We start from the raw sequence: 17,583 nt of genomic DNA, 5'->3' as shown, positions 1-17,583 counted from the left end.
TCGCGCTAACCGTCGCAGGGTGCTCGCACCTTCACCCCATGGGAGGAAAGCCGCGCATGAAGATCGCTTGTGACGCGTCTCTTGACGTCTTCAAACGATGGTTTCTGCGCCGGCAGACTAGTGATTTTCGTTCGGGGGAAGTGCCGTATTTTGACAGTTGGGATGCCGATCATATCAATGATCGCGGTTCGACCATCTCGTTTGCCGGTATAGACCACTGGGATACCCATGGCGGCGCAAGGCATCGCACAATGTATGCGGCTTGTCACAACCAGCCCCGCATTCTGGCGATAGTAATTCAGCAGTTCCCCTGCGATCGCAAATTTAGCGGTTGAGCCCGAAATATAGAACGGCGCCTCATGCGCAAGCTCGATGCAGCCTTTCCGCTGACCACGGTGAAAGTCCCGTCGGGTATGGTCAACGAAAATAATCTTCGGATCGTCCGGCTCCTTTGAGCGCGTCTTGAACGTCATGGTGGCGCACCCGCTGACGTATGCTTCAACGCCCCAACTCTTGATCATGTCTGCTGTAGCTTGGTCACGGCAGCCAATCGGAGCAAAGCGCTCGAAATAGGCTTTGTGCTTTTCGAACTCAGCGGCAAGCTCCGGTATCAGGTGAAAGCCGAAGAAGACTGGAGTAATTCCCGGAGCCGGAGGCCAATTACGTGGCTCATGCGTAAACCAGCCATTCATAACCACGACACACGGTTCACCATTATAAGAATTAATAAAGTCTCTATCAACGAGGTCATATCGTTGATCAATATGCTTAGAAACTGCGATTGTTTGTATATTGTCCCCAATGTTATTAGAATTGGAGTAAGTTAAGAGAGATATCTTCATTATCGCAAAACCCTTATATCTTCAGATGTAGATTCGGCAAGTAATGCTAGAACAAAGAAAATAGTGGCTACAGAGGAGCTTGCGCGCCAGGATTGCGGGTCGCGATTTCTTTTACATAGTTACCAATATCAAGCAATACAGAATAGAATAGAGGCGCAAGGAGAAGGAATTAGCGCGCGGCGGCAGCCGCAAAGAACGCGTCGATCTGCTCGGAGGTAAAGCCGAGATCAGCAAAGCCCCGCTGCATCATGGGCTCGGTGCGAACAAAGGAGCCGCTGTTGGCGTAGGCGATCTGAACCGCACGGTCCTGGGCGGCAATCCAAGCCTCAACATCATCCAGAAGGCCGCTATAGAAGAGTTGCAGCTTGAACTGACGGGCTGAAACAGCCGGTGGGACCTGCGGATCGCCTTCCGGTTCTGGATTCGGCTTAGGCTCGGTTGGTTTGTCCACAACAGCGAACTCGCCGCCCACTACCGTCACGACCCTACCGTTCTGCATGCCCTCAATGGCTGCCTCGTATTGAACGGCTGAGATTTCCACAGCGCCGTCAACATCATCCAGCCCGACGCCGTCCTCAAACGCGAAGTAGGTCATTTGATCCTCATGTAGTAGGTGACGCCGATGTTCTTCGAACGCGTTTCGTTGGCGGTGCGTGGTGCTCCGTTAACGCCGTCGGTTCTCGGATCGAGGACACCAGAGTTCGCAGTATTATTGCTGGTCGCCTTGCCGTAGTAGGTCGTGCCGGAGCCGCCTTGCAGACCGTTATCTGTGTTCAAGGTGTGCCAGTGGCCTTGAAACGCGTCTGTCTCGATCGTGCCGGCACTACCCGCGCGCAAGAAACGGCGCTCGGTGTTGATGAGCTGGATTGTCTGGCCGTTAATGGGGCTCCCGGCCAGATTAACAACGGCCGTGGCGACCACCAAGGGGGCAGAGCCGGTAACAATTTCGCCGGTCAGAATGCCCTCGTTGTACGCCCCTACACCAGTCTGACCAGCCGTCAGCAGCACGTAGCGATAGGATTTATCCTTCGGCGGAGCCGAAACGCCTGCGATGCTGCTCAACACAGCAACTGGCTCTCCGATCGGCCTGGACGCCCATGGATCAGCACCAACAATTATCGGGTCAACAAACGTTTTGTTGGTCATTGTCATCGTCGCGCTGGCGATGACAGCCTTCAGGTTCGCCCACGTCAAATAGCGGAGCGACCACCCGTCAGTGCTGCTAGCGAAACCCAACCTGTCGCTATCATCCGGCGCACTCTTCGATACGGTACTGGCGATCGCGCCGCCGATGTTTCCGGTGACTGCCTTGGCCGCCTTGTGCGCCCAATGGAAGGCGGAATACAGCACGCCTACAACGGGCGTGTCTTCAGCTTCCTGCGCCCATTTGTAGGCCGCAACCTCGGACGTGAGCGCTGACGAGGCGGACAACGCCGCATCAGCGGCCTTGGACGCGGCCGTGTCTTTGGCGGCTACGGCGGTGTCCTTCGCGTCGACCGCCGTATCTCGGGCTGCGACGGCGGTATCTTTGGCGCTGTTTGCGAAGGCCCGGTCAAGGCCGGTCTGCGTGCGGTCCTGCCCGGTCGCAACACGATCCTGAGCCGAGGTCGTAGCAGAGGCCTGCGCGCTTGCGGCGCTGGCGGCCGCGGCGCTTGCTGAACCGGCAGCCGCGAGCGCAGATCCAGCCGCCTCGGCGGCCTTCGCTACGGCCGTGTCGCGGGCGGTATAGACGCCGTCCTCGAGCTCCTGCACGCCGATCGTCGCCAGCACGCGGAACTCGACCGACGCGCCGATGGCCGGGGGCGTTGCCAACGTCGCGGTTGTACCAGAAACGGCATAGGCCGTGACGCTCTGAACGACGGTGCCGATCTTGACCCACAGATTGTTGGGGCTGGCCGGCGCAATCGGCAGTGCGAAGGTCTTCGTCGCGCCGTCGCCGACGTAGCTCGCCCCGTAGAACGACGCAGCGCCGGCTACGACCAGGTCGTCAACCGAAAACAGGTACGCCCACGTTGCGCTGTCCACGCCCGGTTCGTTGGCCGCGGTGGCCGTGTGTGAAACGAGGGCCGTGTAGAACTTCTGCGCGTGGACGACGCCGTCACCGGCTGCATACCGCTCTCCGTCTGACCATTGCCCCTGCATGGAGAAACCGATGGTCAGAGATGGTGACAAGGCTTCCGGGGTCACAATCCCGTTCTTCAACCGTCCGTCAGATCGCCGGATGTCGTTAACGGCGTCAGCGCCATCGCCGATGGCCTTCGAAATGTTATGGAATTGCTCATCGAGGCGCGGAGCCGGGAGCGGCGAGATCGGGTTCTGCGTCTGGAACCCGGTGAAGCTGTAGGACGGGCTGTATTTGGAGGGTTCAGCCATTGCTCACATACCTTTCGGCCGATTATTGATGTCGATATTTCTGGGAAAGATCAGCCCAACAATGTCGAGCAGCCTGGATTGCGCAGGCTCGTCGCCAACAATCGCGTCGCGGGTTTCGTCCTGGCCGTGCGCCTCGTCCAGCAGGTTGAGAATCTGCGTGGCGCGAACACCGTACTTCTGCGCGATCATCCGACGGCGGGCCGCCCAATCGGCCGGGTTGTAGCGCTCGAGCAGATCGGCGGCCAATCCGGGGTTGTTCACGACGGCGCTCGACAGCGTGTCGATGGCGCGGGCCTGGACCTTGGCCGAGCGATTGCGCAGATATGTCGCAGCCAAATCGACCACGGCAATACCTGGTGACAACTGGCCGCGATGCACGCTGCGGACGCGGCTGGCGATCGAGCTGGCCGTCATCGACGGATCGAACTTGTTGGCGAGTGCCTGAGCCGTGCCCGACGATCCGGCGGCGCGCGTGCGAACGCTCCCCTCCGCGCCGGCCAGCGCGCCGAAGACCTCCTTGATGTCCGCCAGATCTTGCGGGTTGTCGGCCCACAACTCGTCGGCGACGGCCGAAACCTTCGGGTCGTCGAACATCGCTTTCAGGCGCTTTGCATCCCAGCGCTCGGCGCCCTTGGCATCCGGTGCGGAGAACTTCTTGGTCTTGACGCTCTCCCACAGCGCGGAGCGGGCGTTCAGGCGCGCTTCCGGGGTGTCGCCGGCAGCCGCAAGGAGCTCGCGGGCGGCCTCGCGCGGCTTCGGCCCGGACGTGACCGCATTGATCGCGTCGACGGTCGCTTCGTCGCCATACTTGAGATATGTCGCCTGTGCGGACCTGCCGGGCACCGTGAGGCGCTTTTCGGTCTCTCGTCGACCAAACTCAGCGGCTGAAACGGCGGAACGCGCTTCGCGAACTTTTCCAAGCCGATCGCGCAACTCCGGGAAGTTGTCGAGCAGCGAACGCCGCTCGGTCATCCAGCGCTCGAGGGCGTCCGGGCGATCGGCTAGGCCGTTCTTCTGGACCTGCGCCAGGATCTCGTCGGCCATTGCCGTCCTGACGCGCGGGTCGTCACCGGCCTCGCGCAGAACCGCGTTCATGTCGTCGAGACGGCCACCGTCCGGCTGGACGAACCGGCCGCTGACCGTGTTGTCGTTCATCTGGTAGCCGCCGCCCTCCCGCTTGCGGAGCGTCTCGGCAATTGCCGTGCCGGGGCGCTCGAAACGGTCGGCCATGTCGCGGCGAGCGGCGCGGGCCGCATCGTACTGCTGGCGCAGCTCGGTCGGGATGGCGTTTTCGACGAAGCTGTCGATCTCGTCGACGTACTTCTGACCGACGCGAGCGGCCTGGTTCTGGCCGTTCGCACGCTGAGCGCGCATATCGTCGGAAAGGCCGGAACGGGCACTCGTCACCTCGCGGAGCGGCACTTCCGCCTGCACTGGCTTGGCGTCCCGCATGATCGGGTTGCCGCTGGCGTCGAGAAGGCCGGTCGCAACCGGAGCGTCATTGGCCGCCGGCGCGAGCTGTTGCGGAACGTTGGCCTCTGTCGGCCGGAAGCGCTGCCGATCATTCAACGGCAGCGTCTCGTCGACCTGCGCGAAGCGGTCGCGGAGCGGGCCGACGTCCACCTTCGTCGTTGCGTTGTTGATCGGGTCCCAGCTCTCGTCGACGGCAGAGCGCAGCGTATCCTTCGCGTCCTGAAGGCCGGCACGCAGGGACGACCCACGAGCCGAAGCGTTCGGCATCGTCGGTTCGATGGCCTGGTTCGCGTCGCCGAAGATGGCGCGCGCCAGATCTTCCTCTTCCGCCGCACGGGCGATCGTGCTGTCGCGGTTGGCCTCGAGCGAAGACCTGAAGGCAGCCGGGTCGCCGTTGGGGGCCAGCTCGGCCATCCTGGCGTCGATCGCTTGGTTGTTGGCCGTGCGTCGCATGTTGGCCGCGCCAGGCGAAACCATGTCGACATTCTGCGCGTGCGTCATCAGTGCCGGATCGCCGCTGCGGTCGCCGATATTGGAGACGTAGCCGGGGATCGCATCTTCGGCGGCTGACGGCGTACGGAGCTGACGCGCAAGCGGCCGAGTGTCGACCTGCCCGGTGCGAGCGTACTGGTCGGCGAGGCTCGACGAGTTGTCGATGATCTGGTTCACGACTTGCTCGCCGGCAACGTCGTCCATGTAGTTCGGCTTGCCAGTCACCGCACCGAGCACATTGCGGCCCGTGCCGATCACCTTGCTCGCCAACCCCGTGATGCCGACACCGGCAAGCGAGCCGAGGAAGTCGGACCAGAAATTGTCGCCGTCCTGCGAGTTGCCGGCGGCTTCGTTTGCGATGCCGGCACCCATACCGGAGCCGGTCGCGTAGGTCGCTTCCTTGGCGATCACGCTTTCCGGTGCAACGGCAGCAGGTTCGACGAAGAAGCGCCCCAGCGGCCCCAATTGACGCGCACCGTCAACACCGACACGCGAAGCAACACCGATAGCGCCGCCGACAGGCACGGCCGTTGCGCCGACCTCACGGCCAACGCGGTGAACAATTCGCTGGAACGCATCTTCCGGCTGGCGGTCAGCCTGGGCGCGGCTATCGGATCCGACGGCTTCCGCAGCTTTGTTGTAGGCTGCCGCTCCGAGTTCAGCCGGAGCACGCAATGCCGCGTCGAAATTGTCGGCGAGCATCTGCGAACCGAGGAACGGGTGATCGGTCATTGGGCCGACATTGTCGACGCCTGGTAGAAGGTTCAGCAGCCGCGGCGCGTTGTTGGCCGCGTCTACTGCCAAGCCGGGAAGTGCCGCGAACTCGGCCATGCCGCGACGCGCACCGTTGAGCCCGACGGCTCCGGTGTTGCCGGCGTAGCCGAGCGCACCCATGATCGTATCGACAATCGACGGCTCCGGCTCAGGAGCGCCGGCAGTACCGCCAGGAACGCCGCTTGCGTCGCGAACATCTGCCGGCGCGGCCGGCTTGGCCGGTGAAATAGAATTGAGGACCTCTTCGATTTCGGCATCGGTCGCATCGTCAGGGACCTGGATGCGCTGGCCTTCGAAATTGATGATCACTGGACCCCCCGCACGTCAGGGCCAAAGATCTCCTCGAACAAGCACGCGGCGCGCCGGTGCTGCTGGGTCAGCTCCCGCTCCCGGCGGCGTACGTGCAAGTCGGCGTTGTGGAGCGCATTTCGCAATATGCGGATCTCTTCGGACAAGCCGGCCGCCAAAGGATGTCCGTCTCCACAGGCCCATCGCTTCAGAAGCTTGATGACCGCAGACAAGCCGATCCCGATGTCCTCAACATAGCGGGCGGCCGTATGGTGATGCAGAACGACGTGCGCGGCTTCGATCACCGCGAGCTGCATGTCCACGAGATCGTCCAGGTCGAGCTGTTCGGCGTCTCTTGCCTTCACGGCCTCTTCCAAGGCGCACACAGCACCACCAAGTTCCCATGCAGGCTGATCGCTGCCGGCTGCGCGACGGAGGTCGAAAATGATGCTTCTGACACGCTCGTCGTGCGGGGAGGCCCGCGGAGGCGGCGAAGGCTCCGAAAAATCACTCTCCAGACAGCCGGCGGAAACCATCGTCGATCCTTCAAAATCAGAAAGTTGGTCGAAAGTATCCGCCGAGGATTTGCGATGAAACGCCCCCATTCCCCGCTGAAATCGCAAAGTCCTGCATGTGGTCGCGAACGCGCGAACCGTCCGGGATCATGGCAAGCAGGTCAAAGTCTTGGAGAGTTGCAAATTTCTACGGGCGTCCGGCGCGGCAGCGGCTGGGCCGTTCGGACTGTACCCAGGGGGCGGGTCCAGGGCCAGGGTAGGGTCGGCCACGGTGCGGGCCGGCTGCCACCTGTCGCTACGCGAATTTATTAGTACCGGCAGTGCTCAACGCACCGCGTCTCATAAAGTATACATTGTGAGAATGTCGGTTGACGCGTCTCTTTTCATGTCTCATAAATCGATTGTCGCAACCTATTAGGAGATCTGAGACATGGCCATGGTCGCTTACATCCGCGTTTCCTCCGTTGGGCAGAGCCTGGAAGTTCAACGCGACAAGATGCTCGCCCTCGGTGTGCAGCCGGATCACCTCTTTGAGGAAAAGCGCTCCGGCGTTGACAGCAATCGGCCGGCTCTCAAGGAAGCGTTGCGGTTTGCGCGTAAGGGCGACACGTTCGTCATCACCAAAATCGACCGCCTCGCACGATCGGCAACAGATTTGCTGTCGATCGTGAGGGAATTGCAAGGCAAGGGGGTGGAACTTCAGGTGCTCGACCAGAGCATTGACACAAGCACACCCGCGGGGCGTGCGATGTTGCAGATGTTGGCTGTGTTCGCGGAATTTGAAACGGCGATCCGAGCCGAACGTCAGATGGATGGCATCGCCAAGGCGAAAGTCAAGGGGACTAAGTTCGGCCGGAAGGTTCAGACTACACCTGATGTTGTTGCTGAAATTCGCAGGCTCCGCGACGACGGACAACTCATCAAGGACATTATGAGCAAGACGGGGCTAAGTAAGGCGAGCGTCTATAGGGCACTAAATAGCGAGGTATCCGACGTGTAAGCTTCGGCCTGCCGTCGGCGCTGGTCGCATGAACGTCTCTGCATTGACGACATCCACCGTTCAATAGTTAAACTACCCTCGCTTTTTGGTAGGGGAGTATTCTATGCAGGTTTTCCTGAACTGGCTTTCATGCGCTCTCGATCCTGCCGCCGTCCGTGCGACAGATCGCGTTATGCAAGCGGTCATGGCGTGGCTGGAGAACATTGCCGTGCTGGCGCTGGTCGCTTCCGGTTTGCTGTGGGCCTTCGGGCCGACGAAATGGTACGTAGAGCCGTTCCCGGAAACAGCGCCCTACGAAACGTTCAACCGTTTGCCGGAAAACAATGGGTTGAAATACGGCACGGAACGAGAATGCCGCGAAATGCTGTCGAGCTGGCGCGGACTTGGGATGGCAGTGGGGTACGAATGCCGGCCGATTGCATATCCGCACTACCTGCTTAATCTCGCTCTAAAGCGCGCGGGCGCGGCCTGACTACTTCAGCGATTTCTATTTCCGTCATACGTGGCCCACATAAAAACCCCCTGAATTGCGGTCCAGGGGGTTCGTCTGCTGGGTGAAGGCCGGTCAATTGGTCAACAGTTCGGCGTGAACAGCCGAACGTCTCTTTCTCCTAGGCTGCCATTGCCTGCTGTGCCAAACCGGCTGTAACCATGAAGTCCGTAAACACGACCGTCGGGATATCGGCGACGAAAACGTAACTCTCCGCATTTGCGAGTTTTGCGCCTGGTAAGACGGAGTGACGAACGTTCGATGCCGAAAAGCGCGCAATCACGCAGGCTTGGTCGGCCAATATAAAATTGCCCCCAAAGGCATCAAGCACTGCCATTTCATAGCGATAGCACTCATCGATGCTTACGATTTTCTCGAAGGTAACGAGAGATGGCCCGATAGCGATTACGGGCATGGCTGCGTTAACAGAATTCATTGTGCTGTAGCTCCTGCTTCTCAAGCGAAATTAAAGTCTGGAACTGAGAACCGGCTACATCGGCCCTTCGCTTTTAGGCTTTCGGCCCTGGACATGGCGAAGGGATTCCAGACTTGGCCTGTGATCAGCAGGCCAGAAGCAATCTAGCGAATGGCGGTTCTCATTTCCATGCGCAGTTCTGCATTTAGTTAAGTTATGTGTCAATGTAGTAAATGATGATTATTATGTTGAATAGAATATGTCAGACGTATGTATGATCTAGGGATATGCCAAACATACATAAAATTCGTTGCTATCTATATTAGATTGGTGGATTTATTGAGTAAGGGTAATCTAAGCACGAAAGGTGGTCATGGTTCTTTTGAAAGAGGCTGAGGTCGCCAAAGTCCTTGGCTGTTCAACGTCACGCGTCAAGCAATTGCGACTTTCCGGAAAGCTGGCGTACATACCCGGACGGCCGGTGTTGGTTGATGTGGCCGACCTGAATCAGTTCATTGCTAGGGAGCGATCGGTAAAGGAAAAGAAAGCCGAAAAGCGGCTTGAAACGCCGCAAGAGCTGGCCCGCCGAATATGGATCGTTCGCCGAGCCGTCGCGTTGACGAAATCTCGCTTCAGCGACAAATGACCTTTCAATCGAAAGCGCCGCCGGGTTTGCCATCCTCTGACTGATTCAGGACGGCGTTCAACTGCCGGGCCTTCCGTTCAAACTGCTGCTTATAGGCGCGGAGCTCGTCACCGGTCATTTCGTGCGGCTCCTTGCTCGAAAGACTTTCGTCTTTTCGATCGGCGCGGTTCAGCATGCCGCCGATTTCAAACAAAGTCCGGGAGGCATTCGACTTGGCCTGCGCCGGTGCGTTTTTGTCTTGGCATATCGCCAGCGCGCTTTCATAAGCCGCTTTGATGCCCTCGGAGCGTGCTCTCCGAGCGATCTCGGCGCGCATTTCATCATCGCCGGCCAGGTCGTCAAACGAATTATCCATCATCCGAAAACTCCAATGTTCTGGTTTTCACATAGCTGCGCGTCGACCTTGGCGAGTTCATCCTGAAGCCGTTGCCGCTCGACGGCCAGCGCGGCAGCCTCCGGGTCGAGTGTGGTCGGGCTCAGTTGACTGAACCGATCGCGGAAGGCAGCGTTCTCGGCTCTTTCCCATCGCCTGCGTGCGCGTTCCGCTGCGGGGCCAGGAATGCGTTCGGATTGCCATTTCTCGTATTCCTGGCGCTTCTCTGGCGACAAAGCAGCGACGCGAGCGGCTCGCTTCTTCGCAATGCGCTGTTTGTCCCAGAGCTTGCGATCGGCGCGGACAACAGCGTCCGGTGCTGTCCCGTCGGGCAGTTGCACGACATGCCAGTTTTTCCCTTTCGGGACTTTGCCGCCGTGGAATTTGCAGCGCCCATTCTCAAGCGCCAGGTTTTGGCAGGGTTGGCCGTCCTGTTTCGTGCGGGCCCCGCATTTCGGCTTCAGCCTGCGGGCAGCGTTCAACGCGACGCACGCGCGCCGAGCTTGCTCGCGATGCGCTGGCGAGCCGCACCATGTTTGGAATTGCGGCGGGCAGTGGCTCATGCGCTCACCATCGGACACAGCCCGTCCATTTGAATTATCAGCAAGTTGCCCGACCCAAAGAAGGTGGGAGCTTTGCCCGCATACAAGTTCGAGGGGCCGGCGGAGCGCGGGCAAGCGGAGCGGAGCCGCCGCCCCATACGTAGTATGTATTTCCGCCTGCATTTCCGCCCCAATAAAATCAATGGGTTAGCCATGCTTTTCCGCCGAACGGTTTCCATTTCCGCCTGCATTTCCGCCATTCATTTCCGCCAATGAAATCAATCGGTTAGAGGTGCATTTCCGCTTTTCCGCCCTGTTTTCGACCTTTTCCTCCACCATTTCCGCCAAGGCTTTTCCGCCGACATTTTGTCCGTGATACACATCGCCTAATCGAATGCCGCGGATGCTTCGGCCGCTTCCGGGAGAGGGGATCCTTTCACTCGGAAGCCGCGCACCTTGTATTTGCTGGACACAATGTCTTCTTCGATGAAGCCCGAACGCTCCCATAACTGGATGGCGTTTTCTGCTTCCTCCCGATCGATACCGAAATCGGCTTGCATGCGAAGGGACGCGCAACGTTGCTTCGACTGGCGCGAGCGCGCCCAAGGCTGTCCGTCGTCCCAAGCCTGTCGCATTGCTTCGAAGATTTGGGCGACCTTCTTCGGAGTTAGCGAAGTGTCGCCGCTGCTGTTCCCCAATCTCTGAGGTATGAGCGACGATTGCCCGTCAGCGGTGAACACCGTTTCGAAGTCATAGACGTCATGCCAACCGTCGGGACCGTCCTTTTGCTTTTCGCAGACCAACTCCCGAGATGTTCCCTTCGGCCGTTTGGTGAGCTTGAAAGCGAAATCGGCCGCGCCCATCAGGACCGTTGAGCCGCGCATGGCATCGGCGCTCTTGTTCAGGTGGTGCACACAAATGATCGCGCAACCGAACCGGTTTTTCAGCCTGTCGCATGCGCCGACAAATTGTGACATCTCCCCCTGATGGTTTTCATCAGCCCCAGGAATGACGCGGGAGACTGTGTCGATGAAAATGGCAGCAATGGGCTGCGCGACTGCGCGCGCAAGCGTGCGCTCCATTTTCTCGATGTCCGTTTTGGACATCATGTTGACGGCCTGCTCGATCAGGACAAAGCGATCGGTGCTCATCGTTGCAGCGTGCCTGGCCCGCCAAGCCGCTATGCGAGCCTTGAAGCCGTAGCTGCCTTCGCCCGCGACGTAGACCACAATTCCCCGCTTGGTGTTCTCGATCGCGTCGCCGTGCCAGTCAGAACGCCCGTAGGCGATCGACAATCCCAGATCGATGGCCAAAAAGGTCTTGCCGGCGCCAGGCGCGCCGCTGAGAAACCCTAAGCTGGTTTTTGGAATGTGCCTGGCAACCAGCCACTGCGCCGGCGGGCGGGCGTTAAGCTCGTCGATGCTCACGACTTGGAAAAAGTCGGTTGCTGGCGTACCGCCAGGATCTGGAGGAAACAGCGGCTCGGTCGCTACGACCAAGGCGTTCGGGTCGAACCATTTTTCTACCAGTGCTCGAGGCGACAATCTTGCGCCGCTTTTGACCCATTCGCGCGCGAGCTGCCGAGACAATCCGAAATCATCGTCTTCGTATTTGTCCCAGAATGGCGCCGCCTCCGGCCAGGCTCTGAGCAGGAGAGCGTAATCGTGAATGTGAAATTCGATCTCCCGCGACGAAGCAAGCTGCTGAGCCAAGGCAAACCGCCATTCGCTGGTCGAGCCGGCCTTGGCACCTTTGACGTGCGTCGCATCACCCTCCCATATCGCCCGAAGCTTAGGGTCGGCTTCGCAGGCTGACGAAAACCGGTCACGCAAATTGCCAGGGAGATCGGAAAAATCCGCAACCTCGAAAACCGCGTGCAGGTCCAAGGCGCCCATAGCCTCGCGAATTTCCGGCGACAGGTCGGCTCCTGCATTGTCAGAGACATAGGCCGGGACCGCTTGCCTAACTTCGTCAAGGCTGAACGTCCGCTTGCCGAAGTGGATCAACCTTGCGGTGCGGGTTGCTCGGCCGCGCGCCAGCTTCTTGGCATCGGGGATGTTCGGCAGCCCAGGCAGGCGCAGAATGCGATCCACGTTCTGCACGCTGTCGCTGTTGTGCATGTCGACGAGCGCGCGGCCACGGCTTTCGATTTCACGTGTCGTGTCGACATTAGCGGGGAGCTTGCTCGAGAGCTTCCAAAATGCCTGATAGCCGCCACCGGTGTCCCACACGGCTGATGGCGGAAACACATCGTTCAGCGCCTCCGCGAAATGATCTGCGATCCGTTGGCGCGATGCGTCCAGGTTTTCCCCGTCCGCGGGATCCACGTCGACACAAAGGGCCCGAATGGCACCGATGTCACCTTTTCCCAGTTTGCGGTCTGGCGCATCCGGTAGCGGCTCGTTGAGGGAGAAATAGCAGTTGTACCGCCCATAACTGTCCACGAGCCAAGTCCGCATGGCATCCCAACTGCCTGGGGCGAAGGTCTTGCCGGTATCAACGAAACTCTTGCCATCGGGATCGATCCCGAACCTGACGAGATTGTGCCGGCCGTCCAGGTCGAGCCTCTTCAGAAAGTCTATGGCAACATCCGCGCCGCGCTGCTTCTCGTCATTCGTCGGCGCAGGTCGGCCGACTGGTGAAGCCGCGAGGAAATCGCCTAGCATCGCCCGCGGCGTTTGGGCTATATTCATGTCGGACACTTTCCGGCCGGCTTGCCCCTGCAACGGGCGACCGGCCTTTTTCATTCTCGTTGTTTACGACCAGTCGAAGGTGCCTGGGTTTGCGCGCTAGGCGAACACTTCGCCGTCGTGCCACCAGGCGTTCGACACTGGTTTCCTCGACGAACACCCGATTTCCCGCGCGATCCGAAAGAAGAATGCCACACGCGCAAAAGGCGTAGACGCGGGCCGGTGACAGACCCAGTCGACGAGCCGCGTCGGCGGCGGAAATCATGGTAGGTGTGGCAGTGGTTTGCATGTGGCGACCTCCTGTGAGCCAGCATCGTGACGCGCTCAGGCTTGCGATTACAGCGCCGCAAAACGACCAAAAGTCGCGAGCATCAAGCCGCAAGAGGAACGTTGAGTGGAGGGGATGGCCTCGCGCGCTCAAACCACCAGGTGACGCACTGCCGCATGCCCCTGTGCTCTTGAATGGCGTCAGCGAGCGCGGAGCCATGATATTTTTTGAAGCGACTATCCTTAGCCGCGAGCCGCCAAAGATAATCCAGCGCGCGAACGGTTAGCCGATCGTGCCACGCCATTATTTGGTAGATTTGCCAAAAGAGCTCGTCACGGCCAGCGAAGCGGAGGGAGGCGCGGACGAGATCTTTAAAGAACCGATCGTTTACGGCACGTCGCACGTGATCAGCGGACAAACACGGCTTGCCGTCGCGCCGAGCGTCTCCATTCAACGCGGCGGCAACTGCTGAACATCGCGCGTTTTCGGACCCTCGGCTATTTTCCGGCGTGAACACGTAATATGCGGCGTGTAAGATGCGTGCGTGCAGGTCGAAATGCGATGCAAAGCCCAGACCTGTGGTGGAGCGAGCTGCCAAGCGTTCGGAAAGTGACAAAGCGCGCATTTGGTTGTCGACATCCGCCTCAATCAAAGCGTCGACGGCCGCATTAATTGAGACGCCGGCTTGCTGGAATTTGCCTTCCACTTCTCTGCGAGTGGTTGCGCGCACAGAGTCATAAAGTTCGTTGTTTAGCCGGACAACGTATTGGGCATCTCTGCTCGCTCCGGGGACGTGGTCCATTGGTTCGAACTGGAACCGCAGATCAACGCTATCGAGCCATTCAAAGCTGCGAACTAGAAAGCTGAACTTGCTGGCGGGGTGAGGCCGATTGTACCGGCAGAGGTAATGATCGGCCATTATGCAGCCTCACGGAGCTTTTCAGCCATCCAGGCTTGAACTGCGTTCAGGGACCAGCGCGAGGCGTACCCAAACTTGAGGGGAGGTGGGAAATCTCCATTCTTGATTTGCGAGTAAATGAACGAGTGTTTGAAGCCGGTAAGGGTTTCGACCTCGTTCAGTCTGATAAATCGGTCGGGTTGGCTCATTGCGCCTGTCCTTCTATCGCCAATATTGACTAACGATAGGAGCGGATGAGCGCGGATAATACGGGAGCTAAATAGGGATTTGGCTCGCGCTACAAACCAAGAGTGCGCCAAAAATTCTGATTGCTAAGCAAGTGCAGTTTTTCGTGTTCAACCCTGGTTTGGATCGCGCGATCGCGCAAGGCTTGTGAGACGGATTCAAAATCCGCTCGCAGTGTCTTTTGGCCTCGTTTGAGATCTCGCCAGCGTGTTTCCCCAGTTCGGCTACCGGCGTTTTCAATCAGCTCATTGAACGTCCGTTCTTCCGCCTTTTCGTTCCTGGCCGCTTCGTAAACTACGATCTCGTATAAGGTCGCCCGCGCAAGCTCTCGCTGTCTGCGGTAATGCCACCCGCCTGCGCCGCGCGGGCGCTGCTGCGGCTTCTTGAGTTCGAGCGGCGGGTCATCGCCGACTAGGTCGTTGACGATCGCCTGAACAGTTTGCTCGCCGGAGTGAAAAGCGCCTGAAACAGTAGGTGTCAGATCGAAAAGCAAGCGGGCGACAACCGCGGAGTTGTAGGCCCTGATCGCCGCCGAGCGCTCCCGTCCCGGTCCAGTGTGGATACCCTCGGCAAGCTCATTTTGCAGATCCTCATCGGAGCATTCCTTGACGAGGTGGGCTGCTATGGCTGGGCCGAGCATTTCTCCAATGATGCAAAATGCTTGATAGATGCCGGTAGCTTGCTCGCTCTCGAGCGGTCGCCCATCAAGTCTTTCCGTCAGCGATTGGACGGAAGACAGTAGCCGGCCTAGCTCTTCCTGGACGGTGGTCATCCGAAAACCCCGATACCGGTCGTTCGCAACGTATCGAGTTCGTCTGCCCACCATTGGGCCATCTTCACCCGGTCATCCCAATACCGCGCGCGATGGTACGCCCGGCGAACCTCGTCGGCACCGACGTGCCCCAGCTCTGCCTCGATCGCATCCGGCGACCAATGGCCGCTTTCGTTGAGCAACGTCGACGCGGTTGCCCGGAACCCGTGACTGGTGGCCTCGTCGGCGGTGAAGCCGAGACGACGCAGCGCCCCGTTCAAGGTGTTTTCGCTGATCGATCGCTTCCGGGATTTGATAGAAGGAAAAACTAAGCGACCGTCGCCGGTGCCCTTGTGGAGTTCGCGCAGGACCGTGACAGCCTGTTGCGGCAAAGGCTTGGTGTGTTCCCGGCGCATTTTCGTCCGTGCTGCCGGGACGGTCCACGAAGAGCCGTCGAGGTCAAATTCTTCCCAGCAAGACAACCGTAGCTCACCCGGCCGAGGATAGAGCAACGCCATAAGCTGCAATGCGGCTCTTGTTTCGGGCGTGCCCTCGTATGTCCAGATTGCGCGTAGGAGACCGCCAAACCCTTTCCGGTCGGTGATTGCCGCCCTGTGCGTGACCGTCGGTGTGATGAGTGCGCCTTTCAAGGCTCCCGTGGGGTCGTTTTCCGCGCGGGCCGTCGCGATCGCGAAGCGAAAGACTTGACCAATGGTGGATCGCATCCGGCGGGCAGTTTCGTAGTTGCCGGCCGCTTCCACCTCTTTAAGAGAAGCGAGAATGTCGGCCGCGGAAATCTCGGTGATGGGGCGGCTACCGATCCCGTCGCGCGCCATGCCCAACAACCAGCGCTTCTTTTTCATCGTGGCGTCGGCGCGCCCCTCACGCTCAAGCTTCAGCAAGAACTCATCCGCGATTGCGCCGAATGTGGTTGCGTTGGAGAGCTGCTTAGCCCGGCGCTCAACCTTGACCTGATGTCCTGGGTCGTTGCCAGCCGCGAGATGCTTTTTGGCGTCCTCCCGCCGCTTTCTGGCGTCCGCTAGGGAGACAGCCGGGTAAGCACCAAATGACAGAAGTTTCTGCTTTCCGTCGTAGCGATAGGCCATACGCCACAGCTTGGACCCCGTAGGATTGACGACCAGATGAAGGCCGCCGCCGTCGCTGTATTTCTTGGTAGTGTTGGCCGGCTTCAAATTCCGGACTGCGGTATCCGTCAGAGGCATTGTTGGTATGCTCCGGGCCCAGGGTGGGAAAATCCCAACGATACCAACAGCATTACCAACAAACCGCGGGTCTGCAAGCGGACGGTTACGGAAAACTAGAGAGGCCGGAAAACGAAAAAAGCCCGGAAAACCGGGCTTTTTCGAGAACCAAATCGTTCTTGCGGATGACCGCAGAAGAACAAATGGTGCCCAGGAGAGGACTCGAACCTCCACGCCTCGCGGCACACGGACCTGAACCGTGCGCGTCTACCAATTCCGCCACCTGGGCTAGGTGTGCCGCCGATGTAAGCGGACAGCGGGGCCGTGTCAACGCGGTTTCGGGAAAAAAAGCATCGGAACTGAAAGATGCTGTGGGCGGTTTGTCGCGCCCCGTCTCTGCCATCCCGCAAGATGCCGGAAAACGTGGGAAAATCAGCGGAACGGGAGGCGGAGGACTGGACCGCCGGCAGCGTACGAATTTGCGACTCTGCGCCCGCGGTCGCCAAAAATGACCCGCGAATCGCTTTGCCGGCTGCCCGAATCCGAATCGGTAGCGTCCGACTCGCCAGTGTTGCGTCGGCAAAGGCGCCGGCCGACGGATCTTCAGGTCGCCCGGCACGAGGGCCGGGCTTCGGGATTCCTTGAGAGCGGCGTCTTACGCCGGCTCGGCGACGAGGACCTCCTTCGAGGCCACGGTCGAATCGGCGTTCAGGCGGTAGATGATCGGAACGCCGGTGGCGAGTTCGAGCTTGACGATCTCCTCGCCCGAAATGCCTTCCAGCGCCATGATCAGCGCGCGCAGCGAATTGCCGTGCGCAGCCACCAGAACGGTGCCGCCGCGCAGCACATGCGGCTGCATGTCGTGCATGTAGTAGGGCCACACGCGCGCGCCGGTGTCCTTCAGGCTCTCGCCGCCGGGCGGTGGGGTGTCGTAGGAACGGCGCCAGACATGCACCTGCTCCTCGCCCCACTTGGCGCGGGCATCGTCCTTGTTGAGGCCGTTGAGGTCGCCATAGTCGCGCTCGTTCAGGGCCTGGTCGCGGATCGTCTTGAGGTCGCTCTGGCCGGTGGCGTCGAGAATGTACTGGCAGGTCTTCTGCGCGCGCTTCAGCGCCGAGGTGAAGGCGATGTCGAACTTCAGGCCGCGTGCGGCAAGCCGTGCGCCGGCCGCCTTGGCTTCAGCTTCGCCCTGTGCGCTGAGGTCGACGTCGCGCCAGCCGGTGAACAGGTTCTTCATGTTCCATTCGCTCTGGCCGTGGCGGACGAGCACGAGGGTTCCGGTCATGTCTTGCTCCCTTGGGATGG

Annotated in this window: 17 protein-coding genes and 1 tRNA gene; 3 read left to right on the top strand and 15 right to left on the bottom strand. The window is 59.8% G+C overall.

Annotation, left to right across the window (positions count from 1 at the left end; all coding sequences use genetic code 11):
• Positions 1 to 5 precede the first annotated feature (5 nt).
• The 5 genes from M2281_RS08200 to M2281_RS08180 all read right to left on the bottom strand — a co-directional run bounded on the left by M2281_RS08200 (position 6) and on the right by M2281_RS08180 (position 6,847).
• Positions 6 to 842, bottom strand: a complete 837-nt coding sequence (locus M2281_RS08200; protein WP_280820567.1) for a polysaccharide pyruvyl transferase family protein — start codon at positions 840 to 842, stop codon at positions 6 to 8.
• 169 nt (positions 843 to 1,011) lie between these two features.
• Entirely contained in the window at positions 1,012 to 1,437 is a 426-nt protein-coding gene (locus M2281_RS08195) for a hypothetical protein (protein ID WP_342394248.1), read from the bottom strand.
• Positions 1,434 to 3,215 carry a carbohydrate-binding protein gene (locus M2281_RS08190; protein ID WP_280820566.1) on the bottom strand — a complete coding sequence of 594 codons (1,782 nt, stop codon included), beginning with the start codon at positions 3,213 to 3,215 and terminating at the stop codon, positions 1,434 to 1,436. Before M2281_RS08190 ends, M2281_RS08195 begins: the two co-directional genes overlap by 4 nt.
• A 3-nt stretch (positions 3,216 to 3,218) precedes the next feature.
• Positions 3,219 to 6,263 carry a hypothetical protein gene (locus M2281_RS08185; RefSeq protein ID WP_280820565.1) on the bottom strand — a complete coding sequence of 1,015 codons (3,045 nt, stop codon included), beginning with the start codon at positions 6,261 to 6,263 and terminating at the stop codon, positions 3,219 to 3,221.
• Positions 6,260 to 6,847 (bottom strand): hypothetical protein, encoded by a 588-nt coding sequence (locus M2281_RS08180; protein ID WP_280820564.1) that lies wholly within the window; start codon positions 6,845 to 6,847, stop codon positions 6,260 to 6,262. Before M2281_RS08180 ends, M2281_RS08185 begins: the two co-directional genes overlap by 4 nt.
• Before the next feature lie 340 nt (positions 6,848 to 7,187).
• On the opposite strand from M2281_RS08180, the gene M2281_RS08175 reads away from it, so the two are divergent.
• Positions 7,188 to 7,757, top strand: a complete 570-nt coding sequence (locus M2281_RS08175) for a recombinase family protein (RefSeq protein ID WP_280820563.1) — start codon at positions 7,188 to 7,190, stop codon at positions 7,755 to 7,757.
• Between the two features lie 103 nt (positions 7,758 to 7,860).
• On the top strand, positions 7,861 to 8,229 hold the full coding sequence (locus M2281_RS08170; protein ID WP_280820562.1) for a hypothetical protein: 369 nt from the start codon (positions 7,861 to 7,863) through the stop codon (positions 8,227 to 8,229).
• 139 nt (positions 8,230 to 8,368) lie between these two features.
• On the opposite strand, the gene M2281_RS08165 is transcribed toward M2281_RS08170, so the two are convergent.
• Positions 8,369 to 8,683 carry a hypothetical protein gene (locus M2281_RS08165; protein WP_280820561.1) on the bottom strand — a complete coding sequence of 105 codons (315 nt, stop codon included), beginning with the start codon at positions 8,681 to 8,683 and terminating at the stop codon, positions 8,369 to 8,371.
• Positions 8,684 to 9,035: 352 nt separating this feature from the next.
• On the opposite strand from M2281_RS08165, the gene M2281_RS08160 reads away from it, so the two are divergent.
• The gene (locus M2281_RS08160) at positions 9,036 to 9,308 is read left to right on the top strand and encodes a helix-turn-helix domain-containing protein (protein WP_280820560.1); all 273 of its coding nucleotides are present in this window, start codon (positions 9,036 to 9,038) and stop codon (positions 9,306 to 9,308) included.
• Positions 9,309 to 9,312: 4 nt separating this feature from the next.
• Here the strand turns inward: M2281_RS08160 and M2281_RS08155 are convergent, their stop codons facing one another.
• From M2281_RS08155 to M2281_RS08120, 9 genes are all read right to left on the bottom strand, one after another.
• On the bottom strand, positions 9,313 to 9,666 hold the full coding sequence (locus M2281_RS08155) for a hypothetical protein (protein ID WP_280820559.1): 354 nt from the start codon (positions 9,664 to 9,666) through the stop codon (positions 9,313 to 9,315).
• Positions 9,663 to 10,262, bottom strand: a complete 600-nt coding sequence (locus M2281_RS08150; protein ID WP_280820558.1) for an HGGxSTG domain-containing protein — start codon at positions 10,260 to 10,262, stop codon at positions 9,663 to 9,665. Before M2281_RS08150 ends, M2281_RS08155 begins: the two co-directional genes overlap by 4 nt.
• Positions 10,263 to 10,609: 347 nt before the next feature.
• Entirely contained in the window at positions 10,610 to 12,916 is a 2,307-nt protein-coding gene (locus tag M2281_RS08145; RefSeq protein WP_280820557.1) for an AAA family ATPase, read from the bottom strand.
• Between the two features lie 368 nt (positions 12,917 to 13,284).
• Positions 13,285 to 14,100 carry a hypothetical protein gene (locus M2281_RS08140; protein ID WP_280820556.1) on the bottom strand — a complete coding sequence of 272 codons (816 nt, stop codon included), beginning with the start codon at positions 14,098 to 14,100 and terminating at the stop codon, positions 13,285 to 13,287.
• A complete protein-coding gene (locus M2281_RS29185) occupies positions 14,100 to 14,288 on the bottom strand; it encodes a helix-turn-helix transcriptional regulator (RefSeq protein WP_425537685.1) in 189 nt (62 codons plus the stop codon). The genes M2281_RS08140 and M2281_RS29185 overlap by 1 nt, the downstream gene beginning before the upstream one ends.
• Before the next feature lie 89 nt (positions 14,289 to 14,377).
• The gene (locus M2281_RS08135; RefSeq protein ID WP_280820555.1) at positions 14,378 to 15,097 is read right to left on the bottom strand and encodes a hypothetical protein; all 720 of its coding nucleotides are present in this window, start codon (positions 15,095 to 15,097) and stop codon (positions 14,378 to 14,380) included.
• On the bottom strand, positions 15,094 to 16,299 hold the full coding sequence (locus tag M2281_RS08130; RefSeq protein ID WP_280820554.1) for a tyrosine-type recombinase/integrase: 1,206 nt from the start codon (positions 16,297 to 16,299) through the stop codon (positions 15,094 to 15,096). The genes M2281_RS08135 and M2281_RS08130 overlap by 4 nt, the downstream gene beginning before the upstream one ends.
• Before the next feature lie 183 nt (positions 16,300 to 16,482).
• Positions 16,483 to 16,567, bottom strand: a tRNA-Leu gene (locus tag M2281_RS08125).
• Between the two features lie 366 nt (positions 16,568 to 16,933).
• The gene (locus M2281_RS08120; protein WP_280820553.1) at positions 16,934 to 17,563 is read right to left on the bottom strand and encodes a 2,3-bisphosphoglycerate-dependent phosphoglycerate mutase; all 630 of its coding nucleotides are present in this window, start codon (positions 17,561 to 17,563) and stop codon (positions 16,934 to 16,936) included.
• Positions 17,564 to 17,583: the final 20 nt, after the last annotated feature.

This window comes from Pseudaminobacter soli (ex Li et al. 2025) (assembly GCF_029892515.1).
Classification (GTDB): Bacteria; Pseudomonadota; Alphaproteobacteria; order Rhizobiales; family Rhizobiaceae; genus Pseudaminobacter; species Pseudaminobacter soli_A.
This window is presented reverse-complemented; position numbering and strand designations above follow the sequence as displayed.

Coding starts and splice junctions, on each gene's coding strand:
- M2281_RS08200 (WP_280820567.1), bottom strand. CDS start 842: ATGAAGATATCTCTCTTAACTTACTCCAATTCTAATAACATTGGGGAC.
- M2281_RS08195 (WP_342394248.1), bottom strand. CDS start 1,437: ATGACCTACTTCGCGTTTGAGGACGGCGTCGGGCTGGATGATGTTGAC.
- M2281_RS08190 (WP_280820566.1), bottom strand. CDS start 3,215: ATGGCTGAACCCTCCAAATACAGCCCGTCCTACAGCTTCACCGGGTTC.
- M2281_RS08180 (WP_280820564.1), bottom strand. CDS start 6,847: ATGGGGGCGTTTCATCGCAAATCCTCGGCGGATACTTTCGACCAACTT.
- M2281_RS08175 (WP_280820563.1), top strand. CDS start 7,188: ATGGCCATGGTCGCTTACATCCGCGTTTCCTCCGTTGGGCAGAGCCTG.
- M2281_RS08170 (WP_280820562.1), top strand. CDS start 7,861: ATGCAGGTTTTCCTGAACTGGCTTTCATGCGCTCTCGATCCTGCCGCC.
- M2281_RS08165 (WP_280820561.1), bottom strand. CDS start 8,683: ATGAATTCTGTTAACGCAGCCATGCCCGTAATCGCTATCGGGCCATCT.
- M2281_RS08160 (WP_280820560.1), top strand. CDS start 9,036: ATGGTTCTTTTGAAAGAGGCTGAGGTCGCCAAAGTCCTTGGCTGTTCA.
- M2281_RS08155 (WP_280820559.1), bottom strand. CDS start 9,666: ATGATGGATAATTCGTTTGACGACCTGGCCGGCGATGATGAAATGCGC.
- M2281_RS08145 (WP_280820557.1), bottom strand. CDS start 12,916: ATGAATATAGCCCAAACGCCGCGGGCGATGCTAGGCGATTTCCTCGCG.
- M2281_RS08140 (WP_280820556.1), bottom strand. CDS start 14,100: ATGGCCGATCATTACCTCTGCCGGTACAATCGGCCTCACCCCGCCAGC.
- M2281_RS29185 (WP_425537685.1), bottom strand. CDS start 14,288: ATGAGCCAACCCGACCGATTTATCAGACTGAACGAGGTCGAAACCCTT.
- M2281_RS08135 (WP_280820555.1), bottom strand. CDS start 15,097: ATGACCACCGTCCAGGAAGAGCTAGGCCGGCTACTGTCTTCCGTCCAA.
- M2281_RS08130 (WP_280820554.1), bottom strand. CDS start 16,299: ATGCCTCTGACGGATACCGCAGTCCGGAATTTGAAGCCGGCCAACACT.
- M2281_RS08120 (WP_280820553.1), bottom strand. CDS start 17,563: ATGACCGGAACCCTCGTGCTCGTCCGCCACGGCCAGAGCGAATGGAAC.